The organism is Prescottella sp. D32 (assembly GCF_037287305.1).
GTDB classification, from domain to species: domain Bacteria; phylum Actinomycetota; class Actinomycetes; order Mycobacteriales; family Mycobacteriaceae; genus Prescottella; species Prescottella equi.
The window spans coordinates 1,812,962-1,830,089 of record NZ_JARBSW010000001.1 but is presented as its reverse complement, the minus strand read 5'-3'; the positions used below and the strand labels follow the sequence as shown (position 1 = coordinate 1,830,089).

The window sequence follows — 17,128 nt, the reverse complement described above, 5'->3', positions numbered from 1 at the left end:
CTCCACGGTAGCCGCCGCACCACCGGCCTCTCCCGCGGTCGGGTCAGACTTCGACGGTGTACCGGTGCACGCCCATCATGGTGTCGCTCTCGAGGTAGTCGGCCTCGGGTTCGACGCACGCGTCGAGCAGTGCATCCACCGCGTCCGGATCGAGGTCCATCCCGATCACGACGAGTTCGGTGCGCCGGCCCTCCCCCGCCACCCAGCGCTGCGGGGTGAACCGGATGTGGTCGCCCACCACCTGCAACAGGTATTTCTGCTGGTATCCGGGCACACCGAAGTAGACGAAGCCCTTGATCCGGTAGACGCCGGCGGGTTGCTTCTCGAGGAATCGGATCAACCGACGCGGGTGCATCGGCAGATCGGACGTGAACGTGACGCTGTCGTACATCGCGTGGATGTGCGGATCGTGATCCCCGCCGCACTCACCGCACTGCTCCGACGGCTCGTCGAGACCGAGGAGCAGGTCGTCGAACGACAACTGCTGACCGGGGCGGGCGGTCGGGCGCGGTGTCCGATCGAACAGCAGACCCGGGTCGACTCTGCCCTGCACGGTGGACAGCACCGCGGCGCGGGGGTTGATCCGGCATACGTCCGCGAGCAGCGCGTCGTGCGCGTCGGCGTCGATGCGGTCGGTCTTGTTGAGGACCACCAGGTCCGCGATCGCGACGTGCTGATCCAGTTCCGGATGACGCTGCCGGCTGCTCTGGTACTCGGCGCCGTCCACCAGCATCACCAGGCCCCCGTACGCGATGTACGGGTTCTCACTGCCGAGCACGAGCCGAATCATGTTGCGGGGTTCCGCGAGCCCGCTCGCCTCGACGACGATGACGTCGATCTCCGACCGGCGATGCGCGAGCCTGTTCAGCATCTCGTCCATGTCGCTGACGTCCACCGCGCAGCACAGGCAGCCGTTGCTCAGCGCCATCATCGAATCGACCTGTCCGGCAACCATCATCGCGTCGACGTTGACCGAGCCGAAGTCGTTGACGATGACGCCGATCCGGGTGCCGCCGTTGTTGTGCAGGAGATGGTTGAGCAGGGTCGTCTTCCCCGATCCGAGGAACCCGGCGACGATCACGACAGGGATCGACCGTGGAGCCCGCTTCTTCGCCACCCCGACCCTCCCAGTTACCGACGACACCAACCGGTCATCGTACTAGTGCGCCGGCCGGGCAGACGCGGGCGTGAACCGACCACGGCTCCACACACCCCCCGGGGTATTCTTCCCCAAAGTGCCGGCCCCGGCACTCGAGCGATGGAGGCTATGGACATGCGCCGCACTCTGCCCGGCAATCGGTTCCCCGGACGCCTGTTTCCCGGCCGCCTGGCCGCAGCAGCGGCGTGCGCAGGTATAGGTGCGACGCTCCTCGCCGGGTGCGGCACCGACGGTGGCGACGCGCCCGCTACCTCTCCTCGACTCGTCGACGTCCGGGAGTTCGCCGACATCGCGGCTTCCGACGACACATTCGTCCTCAACGTGCACGTCCCCGACGAGGGCACGATCGCCGGAACGGACGGTGCGATCCCGTTCGACGCCCTGGCCGCCGAGGCGGCGGCACTGCCGTCGGATCACGGCACCACGATCGCGGTGTACTGCATGTCGGGCAACATGAGCGCCACCGCTGTGCAGGATCTCGCCGACCTCGGCTACACCGACGTGGTCGAACTCGACGGCGGCATGATGGCTTGGATGGCCGACGGGCGCGAATTGCTTCCTCCGGCAGCCTGATCCGTCCCCCACCGTTTTCGGCGGACACCGATCGCGTGCGACAATGCCCCGGTCAGACGAGGACGACAGGAGACGCGGGTGCGAGCCGAGGTGACCGCCGCGTCCCGCTGCGCCGTCACAGCGACCCTGGCGACCCTCGCGGGCCTCGGCCCGTACTTCACCGCCACGACGGGTGATCCCGGGCCGGGCGACTGGCGTCCGGTGCGCGACCTGTACGACGACGCCCACGCGCTCGCCGGCGTCGCGGGGCACGTGGGCGCGCGGATCGGCAGCACCGAGTACCGGGTGGCGGCGTCGACGTTGTTCCTCGGGTACGCGGCCCGACTGTGGTCGCTCACGCTCGGCGGCATCGTCCGCGCCGGCATCCTGCCCGACGCCGACCGCCTGCTGTGGCGCGACACGGACGGCCGCATCGACCTGCATCTGGCCGAGCCGGTCGGCTGGGGAGGCACCGGCCTCGTCGACGTCGCGCGGGAGATGGTCCTCGACCGCCACCTGGCGCCGCTCGTCGCCGCGATCCGCACCGTCGAGCCGATGTCGGACCGCCTGCTGTGGGGCAACGCCGCGTCGGCACTGATCGGGGCCGCCCGCATGCTCGACGGTGCGAGCGACACGGCGGCAATGCGCGTCGCCGAGACGATGCTGCGGGACTCTCGACTGATCGATACCGTCGACCGGCAGGGCGACGGTTATCGACGTCGTAGCTGCTGTCTCTTCTATCGCACGCCGGTCTCCGGCTACTGCGGGGACTGCGCGCTCATCCCTCCGCACGCACCCGAGCCCGGGGAGGGGTCCGACCCAGCGAAAATAGGTCATTAGACCGAGGCGGCGTGCCCCGCACCACAAATTGCACTAGAGTACAAAAATGTTGCCCCTCCCCCCTGGGCAGCAACGGGGCTCGTCCGGCTTTCCCCCCCTGTCCGGACGAGCCGTCGGGTGGTGGCGCGTGAGAGTACTCCGCGCCACCACCTGGCACCGTCTCCGCGCAGCTGACAGGATGCGCGGATGATCCTCGAACACGCTCCCTTACAGGTGAAACCGGGCCACGCCGACGAGTTCGAAGCGGCGTTCGCACAGGCGCGAACGATCGTCTCCGCAATGCCGGGGTTCCGCCGGCTCTCGTTGTCCCGCTGTGTCGAACGCCCGGACGCGTACCTCCTGCTCGTCGAGTGGGACACTCTCGAGCACCACACCGAGGGATTTCGTGGCTCCGACGAGTACCAGCAGTGGCGGCACCTGCTACACCACTTCTACGACCCGTTCCCCACCGTCGAGCACTACGAGCCCGTGGACCGCGCCTGAACGCCCGAGCCCCACCGGACGCGTTACCACGGACGTTCCGCACAGTGGACCGTTCGACGAGACAGCCGCCACAATCTGGTTTACGGTCGATCCGCCTCCCAGTCAACCGAAAGGTTGTTTGGTTGCGGCTATCGACAACCGGACACCGTGCCGGCGTACACACCAGAGGAGTAAAAATGGGTTCGTCTGACGCAGATCTCGCGCTGATCAAGCAGATTCAGCCGGTCGTGAGCGGCATCGGCACCGTCATCGGTGGCCTCGGCGCCATCCTGAGCCTCATCGGCGCGGTGGCTGCTTTCAGCTGATTCGTCAGCCACAGGCTCGAAACCCCCGACCCGTCCCCGGACGGATCGGGGGTTTCCTCGTTCGGGGGGAACCTCGCGGCGGGAGCTCGAACACGAAGAAGACCGGGCCACGATCGCAATGATCTTGGCCCGGTCTTCGGAGTGGAGCTAAGGGGACTCGAACCCCTGACCCCCACACTGCCAGTGTGGTGCGCTACCAGCTGCGCCATAGCCCCGTATCGAGTTGTTCTCTGCGCTTCGGGAGTGACTCCCTCGTGCTGAAAGAAAGTTACACCACCGCCGACTCGGACAACAAATCGGCTGGTCAGAGGCGATAAGCCGGTCGGTGGCCGGTCCGCTGCGGACCGGCCACCGGGCAGCTTCTACTGCGAAACCTGCGAGACCCAGTCCGGATCGCTCAGGGCGTCGATCACCTGGCCGTTGTGGACGACGGCCGGGGTGCCGGTGGCACCGGACGCGGCGAGGGCCTGACGGCCCGTCTCGGCGTCCGCGGCGGCCTGCTGCATGCGCTCACCGCTCGTGATGCAGTTGACGGCCGCCTCGTCGGCGCCGGCGTCCTTGGCGAGGGTCGCGAGCTGTTCGTTGGACAGATCGGACTTGCCGTTCTCGGCGGGCTGGTTCGTCGGCGAGAACAGCTCGGCGTGGAACTTCGAGTACGCGATGGCGTCACCGGTCTGCGCGACGCACTGCGACGCGGCCACGGCGCGCGTCGAGTAGTCCCCGCTGGCCGAGAGCCGGTTGAGGAAGTTGAGGATGTGGTAGTTGACCGCGACCTTGCCCTCGTCGATGGCCTGCGCCACTTCCTGGCCGTGCTTCTCCTCGAGCTGCGCGCAGTACGGGCACATGGGGTCCTCGAACACGTCGATGGTGTTCGTGACATCCGGCAGGCCCAGACGGACGACGCCCGCCTCCCCCATCGTCACCTGGACGGCGGAGTTCTGCACCGCTCCGTATCCCTCGTTGCGCGGCTTGTTGCTGTCGCGCGTGAGGAGAATGCCGCCGATCACCAGCGCAGCGATCACGACGACCGCGATGCCGCCGACGATGTACGTGGCCTTGCTGGAGGTCGGTTGCGGGTTGTACTTCGCCGACTTCGGTTTCTTCGAACTCACTTCGCGTCCTTCGTCATGGTTGTGAGATCCGTGCGGAACTTGACCGGAGTGCCTGCCGCGGGGCCGCGTGCAGGCACTACTCGGGACCTACTCTGCCACCGCTGCCTGAGCGGGCACTGAGAACGACCCGCGCGAGCGCGGCCCGAGAGCGAACGGACTACGCGGGAAGACGACGAGCCACACCGCCAGCGCCAGGAACCCGACGTCCCGGGCGATCTCCCGGGCGTAGTCCCAGCCGTCCACGTCCGCGGCCCCACCGCCACCGAAGCAGCCGCAGTCGATCGACAGCCCGCGCGCCCACACCGAGATGATGACGCCGATGAGCACCAGCAGGGCCGCGGCGGACACGATCGCCGTGAGCCGCACACCGAGTCCGATCACCAGGAACAGGCCGAGCGCGATCTCGAGCATCGGCATCGTGTACGCCACCGGGCGCACCAGGTCCTCCGGCAGAAGCTGGTAGGCCCGGACCGCCACGACCGTCTGCGTCGGGTCGATGAACTTGATCCACCCGGAGATCAGCCACACCGCGGCCAGACCGAGGCGCGCGAGGAGGCTCACAATGCGTATCCACACGTCTCACACGCTACCGAACAGGCATGCCCGCGCTTTCTGGATCATCGCCCGTTTCCGCAGCTGGATTCGGTCGTAGGGACGACTGCGTGCCCCGTCCCGAGAAGCTTCGAGTCGCTGTTCGCCGGCTCGCGGGCGGCGGCGCGGGCCTACTGCTCGCGGGCGGGCTCGCCGCGTCTTTCACCGCCGAGCTCCGTGGGACCCTGCGGCAACTGATGTTCGGTGCGCTCGTCGGGCTCGGGGCCGGCTGATCCCGGACGGATCCCCTTGGGCACCACCACCCACAGCAGGATCGGCAGGAGCATGATCGCGCCCGTCACCGCCCATGCCGCCTCGAAGGAGAGCTTCTCCGCGAGGCTTCCCGCCACGAGGGGCCCGGCGAAGCCGCCGATGTCGCTGGTCATCTGGAACGCAGCCAGCAGCGGCCCCCCGCGCCGACCGGAGCCGACGACGTCGGCCACCGCGGCCTGCTGCGCCGGGCCCATGATGCCCGAGCCGATGCCGGAGATCGCGGTCGCGACGTAGAAGATCACGAGGTCGTCGGTCAGACCCATCGTCATCGTCGACAATCCACAGATCAGCAGTCCGGCGATCACGAACGGCTTCCGCCCCATGCGGTCCGACAACCGTCCCGAGCGCAACAGGACCAAGGCGTTGCCGACCGCGAACACCGTGAGCGCGACGGCGGTGGCCGCGGTGTCCCCCTCCAGAGCGGTCACGACGAACAACGGGACGAGCGCGATCCTCACACCGAAGATGACCCAGCCGGTGGCGAGATTCGACGCGAGTGCCGCCCGGAACATCGGTGCGCGCAAACCCTCCCGCAGGGTCATGGTCTGCAGACCGCTGTCCGTCTCGGGTGCGGCGAGGCGCGAGTTGCGGAGTGCGACGAACACGACCGCGGCCGCGACCACCAGCGCGACCGTGTAGATCGCGAACGGCACCCGCAGACCGAAGCGGGCGAACACGCCGCCGAACAGCGGGCCGGTGATGGTGCCGATCAGGAACGACGCGGTGTAGATCCCGGACACCCGGCCGCGGCCCTGCGGCGGCGACATCCGGATCAGCAGGCCGAGCGCGGACACCGTGAACATCGTCGATCCGATGCCGCCGAGGGCCCGGAAGACGAGCAACTGCCAGTACTCGGACGCGACCGTGCAGGCGCCCATCGACGCCGCCGTGATGAGCAGCCCGGACATGTAGGTGGGGCGCTCACCGAGTTTCTGGACGAGCCGCCCGCTCATCGGTGCGAACAGCAGACGCATCAACGCGAACACGCTGATGACCGCGCTGGCCGCGGTGAGGCCCACCCCGAAGCTGCTCGCGAACTGCGGCAGCGCCGGCGCCACGATCCCGTAGCCGAGAGCGACGATGAACGCCGACACGACGAGGACCCAGATCTCCTTGGGCAGTTTCGTGTCGGCGCCCGCCGCCGCGTCAGTGTTACTCATTGCCGATGAATCTATCGGCGTGGGTGAACGGCCGTTCAGCCCAGTCCCAGTGCGCGGGAAACGACGTCTTGAGCGGCGGCCTGTACCTGCGCGAGATGTTCGGGGCCACGGAAGGATTCGGCGTAGATCTTGTACACGTCCTCGGTCCCGGACGGGCGGGCGGCGAACCACGCGTTCTCCGTGGTGACCTTGAGGCCGCCGATGGCCGCACCGTTGCCGGGCGCGGCGGTGAGCGTCGCGGTCACCGGTTCGCCGGCCAGTTCGGTCGCGGTGACCTGTTCCGGCGACAGCCTCGCCAGCACCGCCTTCTGTTCGCGGGTCGCCGGCGCATCGATGCGGGCGTACGCGGGATCGCCGTGCTGCCGGGTGAGTTCGCGGTACCGGGCCGACGGGCTCTGCCCGGTGACGGCAGTGATCTCGGCGGCCAACAGCGCCAGCAGGATCCCGTCCTTGTCGGTGGTCCACACGGTGCCGTCGTGGCGCAGGAAAGATGCGCCGGCGCTCTCCTCACCGCCGAAGCCGAGTGAGCCGTCGAGCAGTCCCGGCACGAACCACTTGAAACCGACCGGCACCTCCACGACCGGGCGTCCCAGTCCGCCGGCGACGCGGTCGATCATCGACGAACTGACGAGCGTCTTGCCGACCTTCGTCGTCGGCGACCACCCGGCACGGTAGGTGTAGAGGTAGTCGATCGCGACCGCGAGGTAGTGGTTGGGATTCATGAGGCCGCCGTCGGGAGTGACGATGCCGTGCCGGTCGGCGTCGGCATCGTTCCCTGTCGCGAGGTCGAATCGGTCGCGGGCCGCGATGAGCGAGGCCATCGCGTGCGGCGACGAGCAGTCCATCCGGATCTTGCCGTCACCGTCGAGTGTCATGAACCGCCATGTGGCGTCGACGAGCGGGTTGACGACGGTGAGGTCGAGGCGGTGCCGCTCGGCGATGGCCCCCCAGTAGTCGACGGAGGCACCACCCAGCGGGTCGGCCCCGATTCGCAGACCGGACGCCCGGATCGCGTCGAGGTCGAGGACGCCCGGCAGGTCGTCGACGTACTCGGAGAGGTAGTCGTACCGCCCGGCCTCCGCGAGGGCCCGCGCCAGCGGCACCCGGGCGATCCCCGACATGCCCGCGCGGAGCAGTTCGTTGGCGCGGTCCGCGATCGCCGTCGTGGCGTCGCTGTCGGCCGGGCCGCCGTGCGGCGGGTTGTACTTGAAGCCGCCGTCGCGCGGCGGATTGTGCGAAGGGGTGACGACGATACCGTCGGCGCGCGCCGCCGGGCCGGAGGCGTTGTGCCGCAGAACGGCATGGCTCACCGCCGGCGTCGGGGTGTAACCGTCGCGCGAATCGATCACCACCGCAACGCCGCCCGCGACCAGCACCTCGAGGGCGGTCGCCCACGCCGGCTCCGAGAGCGCGTGCGTGTCGCGGCCGAGGAACAGTGGGCCGGTGATGCCCTGGCCGCTGCGGTACTCCACGATCGCCTGCGTCGTCGCGAGGATGTGCGCCTCGTTGAACGCGGAGTCGAGGCTCGAGCCGCGGTGGCCGGACGTGCCGAACATCACCTGCTGCAACGGATCAGCCGGGTCGGGGGTGCGCGTGTAGTACGCGGACACCAGGTGCGCCAGATCCTCCAGATCCTCCGGCAACGCCACCTGACCCGCTCGTTCGTGCACCATCGACCCCTCCGAAACCTCGAACTGGAAACTCGGTTCCCATCGTGCCAGGGCCGGGGGTTCCCGGCGCGTTCAAGCGGTGATTCGAAACCCCAACCAGGCGAATCCGATACCGATCGCGATGCTGGACGCGACATACACGACGGAGGTGCCGGTTCGCCGCACACGTGCGAGACCCACAGTTTCGGTGGCGAACGTCGAGTAGGTGGTCAGGCCACCGCAGAAGCCGGTGCCCAGCAACGCGAACACCGCGGGCGGCAACGTGGCGCCCGAGAGGAGGCCGAGGACGAAACAGCCGACGACGTTGACGACGAACGTGGGCACCGGGAAGCTCCCGTACGACGTGAGGTGGCGGCCGGTGAGGTAGCGAACCCCCGCGCCCACGCCACCACCGAGCGCGACCCACAGCACCGTCACGCTTGCGCCCGCCGCTGGGAGTGCCATTCGTCGCCGAGCGCCATCCCGATGCGTGCCGCGGCCAGTGCCGGCAGGAGGGTCGCGAGGATGTACACGACCGCCGAGCCGGGATGCTGCACGACGTCGACGGCGAACGTCGAGAACGTGGTGAATCCGCCGAGTACACCGACACCGAGGAACAGACGCCACAACCGGTCGGGTCCGAGCAGGGCGGCGAGGATGCCCAGCAGCAACGACCCCAGGACGTTGATCACGAGGATGGTCCAGATACCGGGGAACTGCAGTGCGAGCGCGTAGCGGATGCTCGCGCCGACGGCCCCGCCCGCGGCGACCACCGTCAGGGCCCGCGCCTGCGCCATCGCTCCTCCTGTCTGCCGGCCGGTACCTACTGTGGCAGACGCGGACGGACCGCCGCATCAGCGACGCGGGGCCGCGGCCGCGGCCGCGGCGACAATCCTCGGGCCCGCAGCCGGATCCCCCGCCACCGGGTGTGCGCGGCCACGCGCAACGGCGCGATCGGGATGGTGAGTGCGGCGGTCAGCACTTCACGCGCGGTCACGTCGCGCCGGTCGCCCACGACTGTCGCGACGAGCGGCCGTTCTCCCGGACGCTCGAGGCAGATCCCGAGCCGGAGCGACGCGTCCGGCGAGGGCACCCGCATTCGGCATTCGTCGCCGGACGGCGAGACGTAGAAGTCCTGCGCCGCGCGCGTACCCCCGTGCGCGGCGGGCCGCAGCAGATAGCACTGCCTGTCGCCGTGGGTGGTGCGCACCTCCGCGATCACACAAGCCGGGCGTCCCTCGACGTCGTGGCACCAGAACACGGTGAGCGGATCGAACACGTACCCGAACACCCGGGCATCGGTGAGCATCAGCACCTTCCCACCGTCGAGGTCGATCGCGTGCGCCGCCAGGAAGGCATCGACGGTTCGACGCAGGGTCCACGACAGGTTCCCGAGTTCGTCTGCGGACGCGAAGCCGGCCAAGCGTGCGAGCACGCGCGGCAACCTCGGCAGGTTGTCGACGTCCACGAGCCAGCTGTAGCTGCGGTAGCGGAAGGCGTTGTGCAGCGGTGCGGTTCGCACGTGGCTGATCGTCGTGCGATAGATCGCCGGTGTCGACGGCAGCGGTGGTGGTGGTGCGGTCGTCATGCCCACAGCCTCCTCCGTGGCTCTGCTCGTACCCGATGCTCACGAGACGTTCGAAGGCGTACAGCGGCGCGTCTGGTCACGGACGAAATCGACGGCGATCCGATGCCAGCGGCCCGGGTGGCGCAGCATGGTGTGGCCCGTGCCCGCCATACCGATCCATCGGGCGTCCAGGCCCCGCGCCTGAGCCAACGTGGTCTGTCGCCGCGACGCCGCCTGGTCGGTCCAGGTGTCCGCGGTGCCGTGCACGACGACCATCCGCCGGCCGGTCGGCACGCACCCGCCCTCCCCCTCAGGCCACCACGGGGCCAGAGCGAGGACCCCGCACACCAGAGGGTCGTCGGCGACCACTGCCGCCACTCGCGCGCCCATCGAGTGGCCCACCAGAACCACCGGTGTCTGCGCCGGTCGCAGGTCGTCGAGGATCCTGCGGACGTCGTGGACGGGGCTGCGGTCGGCTCCGTTCCAACCCCGGAGCAGGTAGCGGACCTGCCGGACCTCGACCTCCGGGCAGGATCGCCGGAGTGTCCGGGTGAACGACGACATGCGCAGATCGGCGGCCTGCCAGGGCTTCGAGCGGCGACGATCGCTCGCCTTGCCACCCGGCAGCACCAACACGATCAGAGCCGGGGTCCCGCCCTCACCGTTCTGCGTTCGTCTCCGTACCGACATGCCCGGTATTCGGAACCGGTGGGCGTGCGGATGGGTGATCCGCGTCAGCCGCCCGTCGACCCTGATCGCGCGCCCGTAGCAGGCCCGGTCCCCTGCTGCGCGAACGAGTCGACAGCGGCAACGAGATGCTCGGTGAAGCTGCCGCCGCCGTGCCCGGCGTCGTCGACGACGACGAGATGGCTGCCCGGCCACCGCCGAGACAGTTCCCACGCGATGTCGAGAGGACCGGACACGTCGTACCGGCCGTGCACCAGAACAGCCGGGATGCCGGCGAGCCGGTGCATGTTGTCGTGCAGCTCGCTCGGGCGGAGGAAGCAGTCGTTGCCCCAGTAGTGCGTGACGAGGCGCGCGAACACCATCCGGAACCTCGGATCCCGATATCGTGCGTCCGGCGTCCATCCGGGAGTGAGAGAGACATGTGTGTCCTCCCATTCGCACCACCGGACGGCCGCGTGCTCGCGCACCGACGGATCGCGGTGGGCGAGCAGGCGCGCGTACGCGGCGGCAAGGTTGCCGTCCCGCTCCTCCGTCGGGATCGGCTCGACGAAGCTCTCCCATTCACGCGGAAAGATCCGCCGCATGTCCCGGGTGATCCACCGGACGTCGCGACGAGGATCCGACGTGATCGCCCCGAGCGCCATCCCCGTCACGCGGTCCGGATGCGCCTGCGCGTAGGCGAGTGCGAGCGTCACACCCCACGACACCCCCACGACGAGCCACTGTTCGATGCCGAGATGCTCCCGTAGCCGCTCGATGTCCGCCACGAGGTGAGCGGTGGTGTTGGTCGACAAGTCGGCCCCGGGATCGTCCGCGCGGGGCGTACTGCGGCCGCAACCGCGCTGGTCGAACAGCACGGCCCGGAACTTGTCCGGATCGAAGAGCCGCCGCCTGCCGGGCCCGGCCCCGGCGCCCGGGCCGCCGTGCAGATAGACCACCGGGAGCCCGTCCGGCTCGCCGACCGTCTCCCAGTACAGACAATTCCCGTCGCTCACGTGCAGCAGACCGGTCTCGTAGGGCTCGGTCGGTGGATAGCGGACAACCATGGGACGAGTGTGCCAGTGGGGCGAGCGGCTCCGGGCAGAAGGACTTCGGGCAAGAAAAAGGGGCCCGATCGGAAAGATCTTCCGATCGGGCCCCTTCTCAGTGGAGCTGCCGGGAATCGAACCCGGGTCCTCCGCCGCTTTGCCAGGGCTTCTCCGTGTGCAGTTCGCTATGCCTCTACTTGGATCTCCCGGTCCCGCGAACAAGCCGAGATGACGATCCCAGTCGCTGTTGGATGTCCCGTGCCACTCCGCGACCGAGTGGAACGGTAAAGCCCTCTAGCTGATGCCAGTACCCGGGCCGAGGGCGAACCCGGACTGACAGACACGCAGTCGCTACTTAGGCAGCGAGGGCGTAGTCGCGCTGATTGGAATCGGCGCTTATTGGTTTGCAGCGACGCTTACGGTGGTCTCTTGCCTGCACCGACACGCTTCCCCTAACTCAACGTACGCAGTCGAAACCGTTCAGCCCCGTACGTCCCCACGTCTTTCATGGGGCTACTTACTCTAACCCGCGGACGGTCGGGAATCATCCCGATATTCCGCCGAGGCTTCCGGGACCGTCGCCGCTCTCGCGTCACATCCATGCGTTTCGCCCTTCGGCACCACTTCATTCCGTTAGTGTCTGGCCCCGGGACGGACTTTCGGTGACATTCGTCACTCGACACTCTCTGGGGGAAACTGGGATGACGTCGTTCGCGCGCCGACTCGTGGGCGCTGCCGCACTCGCTCTCGCCGCCGTGACCGCGGGCACACTCACGGCACCCGCGGCCGGGGCCGCCCCGGCCTATCCGACGCCGTACACCGACCCGTTCTACGCGGCGCCGGCCGACATCGCGACCAAGGCACCCGGCGACGTTCTCGAGGTACGTCGCGCCGACACGTGGCTCGTCCCGGGCAACGAGGTGTGGCAGATCAAGTACCGCTCCACCAACTCGTCGGGCGATCCCATCCCCGCCGTCACCACGGTGATCAAGCCGATCAATTCGCCCACGGACATGCCCGTGCTGTCGTACCAGGCGATCGTCAACTCGCTCGGCCTGAAGTGCGCGCCGTCGGCCGCGCTGTTCACCGGCGAGATCAAGGACGTCTTCGGGTTGCCGCTCGCCCTCGCGCAGGGGTGGGCGGTCGCGATCCCCGACCACCTCGGTCCCGACAGCGCCTACGGGGCCGCCAAGCTCGGCGGCATGATCACGCTGGACGGCGTCCGCGCGCTCAAGCGCCTGCCGGAGCTGCGACTGTCGAACAGTCCTGTCGCGCTGGCCGGGTACTCGGGCGGCGGTATGGCCACCGCATGGGCGGCGGCGCTCAACCCGACGTACGCCCCGGACGTGAAGCTCGCGGGCGTCGCCCAGGGCGGCGTACCCGCGAACATCGAGGAGATGGCCGTCGGGCTCGGCCTCGCGGACCGGCACCCCGGGTTCGGACTCGGCTTCGCCGCCGCCGTGGGCCTCGAACGGGAGTATCCGGACCGCCTGCCGATCGGCGACCAGCTGACACCGGCGGGACTGGGGTTGCGCGAGGAGCTCAAGGACGAGTGCCGCACGATCATCATCGCGAAGGGGCTCCTGCACAGCGTGAGCGAGGTCGCGAAGTCCACGAGCCTGCTGCAGGACGAGCGGACCCGGGCCGTGATGCGCGAGAACAGCCTCGTCGACTACCCCGGTATCCCGACTGCGCCTGTGTTCATGTGGCAGGGCTCGACGGACGGCCTGACGCCGTTCGGCTCGGTGGCAGCAACCGCCGACCGCTACTGCAAGGCCGGGGCGACGCTCGTGTTCCGTGGCTACCCCATCGCCGAACACATGACCAATGCGATTGTGGGACTGCCCGAAGCGTTCCTGTATCTCAAGGATCGGTTCGCAGGAGTGCCCGCACCCACGGACTGCTGAACAGCGTTTACGTCGGCAAACAAATCGTATATGTCCATTCCTCGGGATTTGTCCGCGAATCCTCCTGGACGGCCGTTCAGCTTCACCTAACCTCCCCGTCTGAAGACGAGTGCGCTTGTTAGGGGACCACCGAATGTCCGTCCGCTCCACTTTCGTTCGCCGCCGACTGCTCCCTGCGCTCGGCGCCTCGCTGGCGCTGGCGCTCGCCGGGGCGGCGATCGCCGTGTCGGTTCCGCTGTCGCCCGATCCCACCGATCCAGGGCCGCCCACCGACCCCGTCTACGGACTCGCCGGCAACTGCTACACCCTCGCGTCGGAGACGAATCCGGGGTTCGTCGCCCGCGACGGCGACGGATACCGCCTCGCCGACGCCGCCGGCGCCGCCAAGTTCCGAATGCAGGCCGCGCAACTGGGCCGATTCCTGTTCTTCGGTGACGACACCGCCCTGATCGCGGGCGAGTCGGGTCGGGCGTTCGCCTCACCGCAGGCCACCCCCGCCACCGACTGGACACTGACGTTCACCGACGGCGCCTACACCGCGACATCGACCACGAACGGGCAGCAGTTGGGCGTCGACCGAGCCGACGGCCGGCTCACGGTCACCGCACCCGGCGAGGATCCCGAGGCGGGACGCTTCCGGCTCGAACCTGCGGACGGCTGCGCAGACTTCGCGGAGGTGGAGATCGGCGCCCGCGGAGTGCCCCTCACCACGTCTGCAGGTGAGGTGCGCGGGTTCATCGACGCGCACGTGCACATGAACGCCAACGAGTTCATCGGCGGCGAGATCCGCTGCGGCGAGCCCTACTCGCCGCTCGGCGTCACCGTCGCGCTGCAGGACTGCGAGGACCACAAGCCCGACGGCCTGCCCGCGTTGCTCGAGAACGTCCTCTCGCACGGTAGCCCGTTCGAATCGCACGACACCACGATGTGGCCGAGCTTCGCGGACGTCCCGTCGCACGACTCGATGACGCACGAACAGATGTACTACCGCTGGGTCGAGCGCGCGTGGCGTGGCGGGCAGCGGATCATGACGAATCTGCTGGTGTCGAATCGTGTGCTGTGCGAGCTGTATCCACTGCGCAGCAATCCGTGCGACGAGATGGAGACGGTCCGGATCGAAGCCCGGCAGGCCCACGAGATCCAGGACTACGTGGATGCGCAGTACGGGGGCCCCGGTCGCGGCTGGTTCCGCATCGTCAGCTCCCCCGCCGATGCCCGTGCGGTCGCGGGGTCGGGCAAGCTCGCCGTCACGCTGGGTATGGAGATCTCGGAGCCGTTCGGCTGCGGCCTGCGAAACGGTGTCCCGCTGTGCACCGAACAGGACATCGACGCCGGGCTCGACGAGCTGTACGCGATGGGCGTGCGGCAGGTGATCCTGACGCACAAGTTCGACAACGCCTTCGGTGGCGTCCGATTCGATCAGGGCGTGACCGGCCTCGCGGTCAACGCCGGCAACTTCCTCGGCACCGGCGAATTCTGGAAGACCGAGCCGTGCACCGGGGTCGCGAAGGACAACCCGATCGGCAATGTCGACCAGGACACCGCGGAGCTGACGAAGTCACTGCCGCCGGGCGTGACCCTGCCCCTCTACCCCGAGGGAGACGCGTGCAATGCGCGTGGCCTGACCCCGCTGGGTGAGTACGCGATCCGCGCGATGATGCAGCGCGGAATGATCGTCGACATCGACCACATGGGCGTCAAGACCGCCGACGCCGCCCTGAGGATTCTCGAGGAGGCGCAGTACTCGGGGGTCGTGTCGAGCCATGGTTGGACCGACCCGTCGAACTACCCGCGCATCTACGAGCTCGGCGGATTCGTGGCGTCGTACGCGGGACCGTCGGAGAACTTCGTCGAGGAGTGGCGCTCGGCCCGACAGGACCGCGACGAGCGGTACTACTTCGGCTACGGATTCGGCGCGGACACCAACGGATTCGGCGCGCAGCCGGCGCCGCACGAGGACGGTGCGCGGTTCGTCGAGTACCCGTTCACGACGTTCGACGGCGGCACGGTCATGGAGCAGCAGCGCGCGGGGACCCGCACGTTCGACTTCAACACCGACGGGCTGGCGCAGTACGGGATGATTCCCGACTGGATCGAGGACATGCGTGTGTTCGCCGGTCAGGACGGCGCCCAGTTCATCGACGACATGTCCCGCGGCGCCGAGGCGTACCTGCAGATGTGGGAGCGTGTCGCCCGCTAGAAGCTGCGGTGGCCGCCGCGTTCACCCCTCACGCGGCGGCCACCGCTACCACCTCGAACGTTCGACCGGACAGACCGTCAGCGCATGCCCTTGACGCGGCGCCCGAGCTCTCGCGTGACCTCGCGCTCGGCGGTGCGTCGGGCCAGATCCTGACGCTTGTCGTAGTCCTGCTTGCCCTTCGCGAGGGCGAGCTCGACCTTGACCTTGCCGTCCGAGAAGTACATCGACAGCGGCACCAGCGTCTGGTTGCCCTCACGGGTCTTGCCGACGAGGTGCTCGATCTCGCGCTTGTGCAGCAACAGCTTGCGGGTACGGCGCGGCGCGTGGTTGGTCCAGGTGCCCCGCGCGTACTCGGGGATGTGCAGTCCCCGCAGCCACACCTCGCCGTCGTCGACGGTCGCGAACGCGTCCACGAGGGACGCCTTGCCCTCCCGCAGGCTCTTGACCTCGGTTCCGACGAGCGCCACACCGGCCTCGTAGGTGTCGATGATGGTGTAGTTGTGTCGCGCCTTGCGGTTGGTCGCGATGACCTTGCGGCCCTTCTCTTTCACGTGCGGGCCCTCACTGTCGTCGATCCGCTGTCAGTTGTGCTCTGACCTGTCATGGGTACGACTCCAGCATAGGAGGCCCGGCAAGCCGATTACCTATCGCGTCAGTCCCGGACGTACAGGCGGAGCGCGATGTATGCGGTGATCGCCGCCATGCCGGCGCCGACGATCACGATGAACGGCGAGACCAGCAGCACGTCGCTGTTGGAGATCCGCGCCACGATGTTCGCGTCGTAGATCTCGCCGAGGACGTCGTCGATGAACAGATTCTTGGCGGTGAACAGGCCCACGATCGCCAGCCCCGCACCGATGAGCGAGGCGACGACAGCCTCGAGCAGGAACGGCAACTGGGTGTACCAGCGGGTGGCGCCGACCAGGCGCATGATGCCGACCTCGGTGCGGCGGGTGAGCGCGGCCACCTGAACCATGTTGGCGATCAGGAAGATCGCGGCGATCGCCTGGACGATGGCGATCGCGAACGCCGCGTTGCGGATGCCCCCGAGGACGCTGAACAGCCGGTCGACGAGTTCGCGTTGGTTGAGGATGCTGTCGATGCCGGGCCGCACCGCGAACTCGGCGTTGATCGACGCGAACTGGTCCGGATCGCTCATCTTGACCTTGAACGAGGCCGGGAAGCTCTCGGCGCTGACCAGCGACGCCAGTTCCGGGTTGTCCTTGAACACGCGGTCGGTGGCGTCGGCGACGGCGTCGTCCTGGTTGAGGTACTGCACGGCGACCACACCGTCGGTGTTCTCGAGGTCGTTGCGGATCCCGCGACACAGGTCCTGCGCGCAATCCGGGTCCGACGCCGAGATGTCCTCGGTGAGGAACAGCTGCACCTCGACTCGGTCGAGGAAGATCTGCTGCGTCTTGTCGGCCATCTGCACGACGAGCAGGCCGCCGCCGAACAGGCCCAACGAGATCGCGGTCGTGAGAATCATCGCGACGGTCATCGAGATGTTGCGGCGCAGGCCGGTGAAGACCTCGCTGAAGATGAAGCTGGCACGCATCGGGGAGGGAGTCCTTACGTCGTCTGGTCGAACGGTTCGGCTGGGGTGTGCCGTCTG

The 17,128-nt window shown here is 68.4% G+C and carries 18 protein-coding genes, 1 tRNA gene and 1 other RNA gene; 6 read left to right on the top strand and 14 right to left on the bottom strand.

Going from position 1 to position 17,128, the window contains the following annotated elements; translation table 11 throughout:
• Positions 1-43 precede the first annotated feature (43 nt).
• Positions 44-1,117 (bottom strand): CobW family GTP-binding protein, encoded by a 1,074-nt coding sequence (locus PSS76_RS08430; protein WP_337456105.1) that lies wholly within the window; start codon positions 1,115-1,117, stop codon positions 44-46.
• A gap of 156 nt (positions 1,118-1,273) precedes the next feature.
• Between PSS76_RS08430 and PSS76_RS08425 the strand changes: the two genes are divergently transcribed.
• The 4 genes from PSS76_RS08425 to PSS76_RS08410 all read left to right on the top strand — a co-directional run bounded on the left by PSS76_RS08425 (position 1,274) and on the right by PSS76_RS08410 (position 3,339).
• Positions 1,274-1,732: a rhodanese-like domain-containing protein gene (locus tag PSS76_RS08425; RefSeq protein ID WP_013416668.1), complete on the top strand. Its 459-nt coding sequence runs from the start codon at positions 1,274-1,276 to the stop codon at positions 1,730-1,732.
• Positions 1,733-1,810: 78 nt separating this feature from the next.
• Positions 1,811-2,551, top strand: a complete 741-nt coding sequence (locus PSS76_RS08420; RefSeq protein ID WP_221282497.1) for a (2Fe-2S)-binding protein — start codon at positions 1,811-1,813, stop codon at positions 2,549-2,551.
• Between the two features lie 186 nt (positions 2,552-2,737).
• Positions 2,738-3,034, top strand: a complete 297-nt coding sequence (locus PSS76_RS08415; protein ID WP_022597016.1) for an antibiotic biosynthesis monooxygenase family protein — start codon at positions 2,738-2,740, stop codon at positions 3,032-3,034.
• Positions 3,035-3,210: 176 nt separating this feature from the next.
• The gene (locus tag PSS76_RS08410; protein ID WP_005518890.1) at positions 3,211-3,339 is read left to right on the top strand and encodes a hypothetical protein; all 129 of its coding nucleotides are present in this window, start codon (positions 3,211-3,213) and stop codon (positions 3,337-3,339) included.
• Between the two features lie 142 nt (positions 3,340-3,481).
• On the opposite strand, the gene PSS76_RS08405 is transcribed toward PSS76_RS08410, so the two are convergent.
• From PSS76_RS08405 to ssrA, 11 genes are all read right to left on the bottom strand, one after another.
• Positions 3,482-3,554: transfer RNA gene (locus PSS76_RS08405), tRNA-Ala, on the bottom strand.
• Between the two features lie 147 nt (positions 3,555-3,701).
• Complete coding sequence (locus tag PSS76_RS08400) at positions 3,702-4,451, bottom strand: DsbA family protein (RefSeq protein WP_005518889.1); 750 nt, start codon at positions 4,449-4,451, stop codon at positions 3,702-3,704.
• An 87-nt stretch (positions 4,452-4,538) separates the two neighbouring features.
• Positions 4,539-5,027 carry a MauE/DoxX family redox-associated membrane protein gene (locus PSS76_RS08395; protein WP_005518888.1) on the bottom strand — a complete coding sequence of 163 codons (489 nt, stop codon included), beginning with the start codon at positions 5,025-5,027 and terminating at the stop codon, positions 4,539-4,541.
• Positions 5,028-5,173: 146 nt separating this feature from the next.
• On the bottom strand, positions 5,174-6,475 hold the full coding sequence (locus PSS76_RS08390) for an MFS transporter (protein ID WP_337456104.1): 1,302 nt from the start codon (positions 6,473-6,475) through the stop codon (positions 5,174-5,176).
• Between the two features lie 35 nt (positions 6,476-6,510).
• On the bottom strand, positions 6,511-8,148 hold the full coding sequence (gene pgm, locus PSS76_RS08385; protein ID WP_013416673.1) for a phosphoglucomutase (alpha-D-glucose-1,6-bisphosphate-dependent): 1,638 nt from the start codon (positions 8,146-8,148) through the stop codon (positions 6,511-6,513).
• A 69-nt stretch (positions 8,149-8,217) separates the two neighbouring features.
• Positions 8,218-8,589, bottom strand: coding sequence for a fluoride efflux transporter CrcB (gene crcB / locus PSS76_RS08380; RefSeq protein ID WP_022597019.1), 372 nt, complete (start codon positions 8,587-8,589; stop codon positions 8,218-8,220).
• The gene (locus PSS76_RS08375; RefSeq protein WP_013416675.1) at positions 8,559-8,921 is read right to left on the bottom strand and encodes a fluoride efflux transporter FluC; all 363 of its coding nucleotides are present in this window, start codon (positions 8,919-8,921) and stop codon (positions 8,559-8,561) included. The genes crcB and PSS76_RS08375 overlap by 31 nt, the downstream gene beginning before the upstream one ends.
• Positions 8,922-8,947: 26 nt before the next feature.
• Positions 8,948-9,718 carry a DUF1365 domain-containing protein gene (locus PSS76_RS08370; RefSeq protein ID WP_084846292.1) on the bottom strand — a complete coding sequence of 257 codons (771 nt, stop codon included), beginning with the start codon at positions 9,716-9,718 and terminating at the stop codon, positions 8,948-8,950.
• Positions 9,719-9,751: 33 nt separating this feature from the next.
• Positions 9,752-10,381, bottom strand: a complete 630-nt coding sequence (locus PSS76_RS08365) for an alpha/beta hydrolase (protein WP_005518880.1) — start codon at positions 10,379-10,381, stop codon at positions 9,752-9,754.
• A 44-nt stretch (positions 10,382-10,425) separates the two neighbouring features.
• Positions 10,426-11,424: a prolyl aminopeptidase gene (pip, locus tag PSS76_RS08360; protein WP_337456103.1), complete on the bottom strand. Its 999-nt coding sequence runs from the start codon at positions 11,422-11,424 to the stop codon at positions 10,426-10,428.
• A gap of 98 nt (positions 11,425-11,522) precedes the next feature.
• Positions 11,523-11,894: a transfer-messenger RNA gene (gene ssrA / locus PSS76_RS08355) on the bottom strand.
• 213 nt (positions 11,895-12,107) lie between these two features.
• Between ssrA and PSS76_RS08350 the strand changes: the two genes are divergently transcribed.
• On the top strand, positions 12,108-13,313 hold the full coding sequence (locus PSS76_RS08350) for a lipase family protein (RefSeq protein ID WP_013416678.1): 1,206 nt from the start codon (positions 12,108-12,110) through the stop codon (positions 13,311-13,313).
• A 133-nt stretch (positions 13,314-13,446) separates the two neighbouring features.
• On the top strand, positions 13,447-15,513 hold the full coding sequence (locus tag PSS76_RS08345; protein ID WP_064077622.1) for an amidohydrolase family protein: 2,067 nt from the start codon (positions 13,447-13,449) through the stop codon (positions 15,511-15,513).
• 77 nt (positions 15,514-15,590) lie between these two features.
• Here the strand turns inward: PSS76_RS08345 and smpB are convergent, their stop codons facing one another.
• Together smpB and ftsX are read right to left on the bottom strand one after the other, a co-directional pair.
• Entirely contained in the window at positions 15,591-16,064 is a 474-nt protein-coding gene (gene smpB / locus PSS76_RS08340; protein WP_005518873.1) for an SsrA-binding protein SmpB, read from the bottom strand.
• Positions 16,065-16,165: 101 nt separating this feature from the next.
• Entirely contained in the window at positions 16,166-17,071 is a 906-nt protein-coding gene (ftsX, locus tag PSS76_RS08335) for a permease-like cell division protein FtsX (protein WP_013416680.1), read from the bottom strand.
• Between the last annotated feature and the right edge of the window lie 57 nt (positions 17,072-17,128).

Excerpts from the sequence above, each read along its gene's own strand:
- PSS76_RS08425 (WP_013416668.1), top strand. The coding sequence starts at position 1,274 with ATGCGCCGCACTCTGCCCGGCAATCGGTTCCCCGGACGCCTGTTTCCC.
- PSS76_RS08415 (WP_022597016.1), top strand. The coding sequence starts at position 2,738 with ATGATCCTCGAACACGCTCCCTTACAGGTGAAACCGGGCCACGCCGAC.
- PSS76_RS08410 (WP_005518890.1), top strand. The coding sequence starts at position 3,211 with ATGGGTTCGTCTGACGCAGATCTCGCGCTGATCAAGCAGATTCAGCCG.
- PSS76_RS08390 (WP_337456104.1), bottom strand. The coding sequence starts at position 6,475 with ATGAGTAACACTGACGCGGCGGCGGGCGCCGACACGAAACTGCCCAAG.
- pgm (WP_013416673.1), bottom strand. The coding sequence starts at position 8,148 with ATGGTGCACGAACGAGCGGGTCAGGTGGCGTTGCCGGAGGATCTGGAG.
- crcB (WP_022597019.1), bottom strand. The coding sequence starts at position 8,589 with ATGGCACTCCCAGCGGCGGGCGCAAGCGTGACGGTGCTGTGGGTCGCG.
- PSS76_RS08375 (WP_013416675.1), bottom strand. The coding sequence starts at position 8,921 with ATGGCGCAGGCGCGGGCCCTGACGGTGGTCGCCGCGGGCGGGGCCGTC.
- PSS76_RS08365 (WP_005518880.1), bottom strand. The coding sequence starts at position 10,381 with ATGTCGGTACGGAGACGAACGCAGAACGGTGAGGGCGGGACCCCGGCT.
- pip (WP_337456103.1), bottom strand. The coding sequence starts at position 11,424 with ATGGTTGTCCGCTATCCACCGACCGAGCCCTACGAGACCGGTCTGCTG.
- PSS76_RS08350 (WP_013416678.1), top strand. The coding sequence starts at position 12,108 with ATGACGTCGTTCGCGCGCCGACTCGTGGGCGCTGCCGCACTCGCTCTC.
- PSS76_RS08345 (WP_064077622.1), top strand. The coding sequence starts at position 13,447 with ATGTCCGTCCGCTCCACTTTCGTTCGCCGCCGACTGCTCCCTGCGCTC.
- ftsX (WP_013416680.1), bottom strand. The coding sequence starts at position 17,071 with ATGCGTGCCAGCTTCATCTTCAGCGAGGTCTTCACCGGCCTGCGCCGC.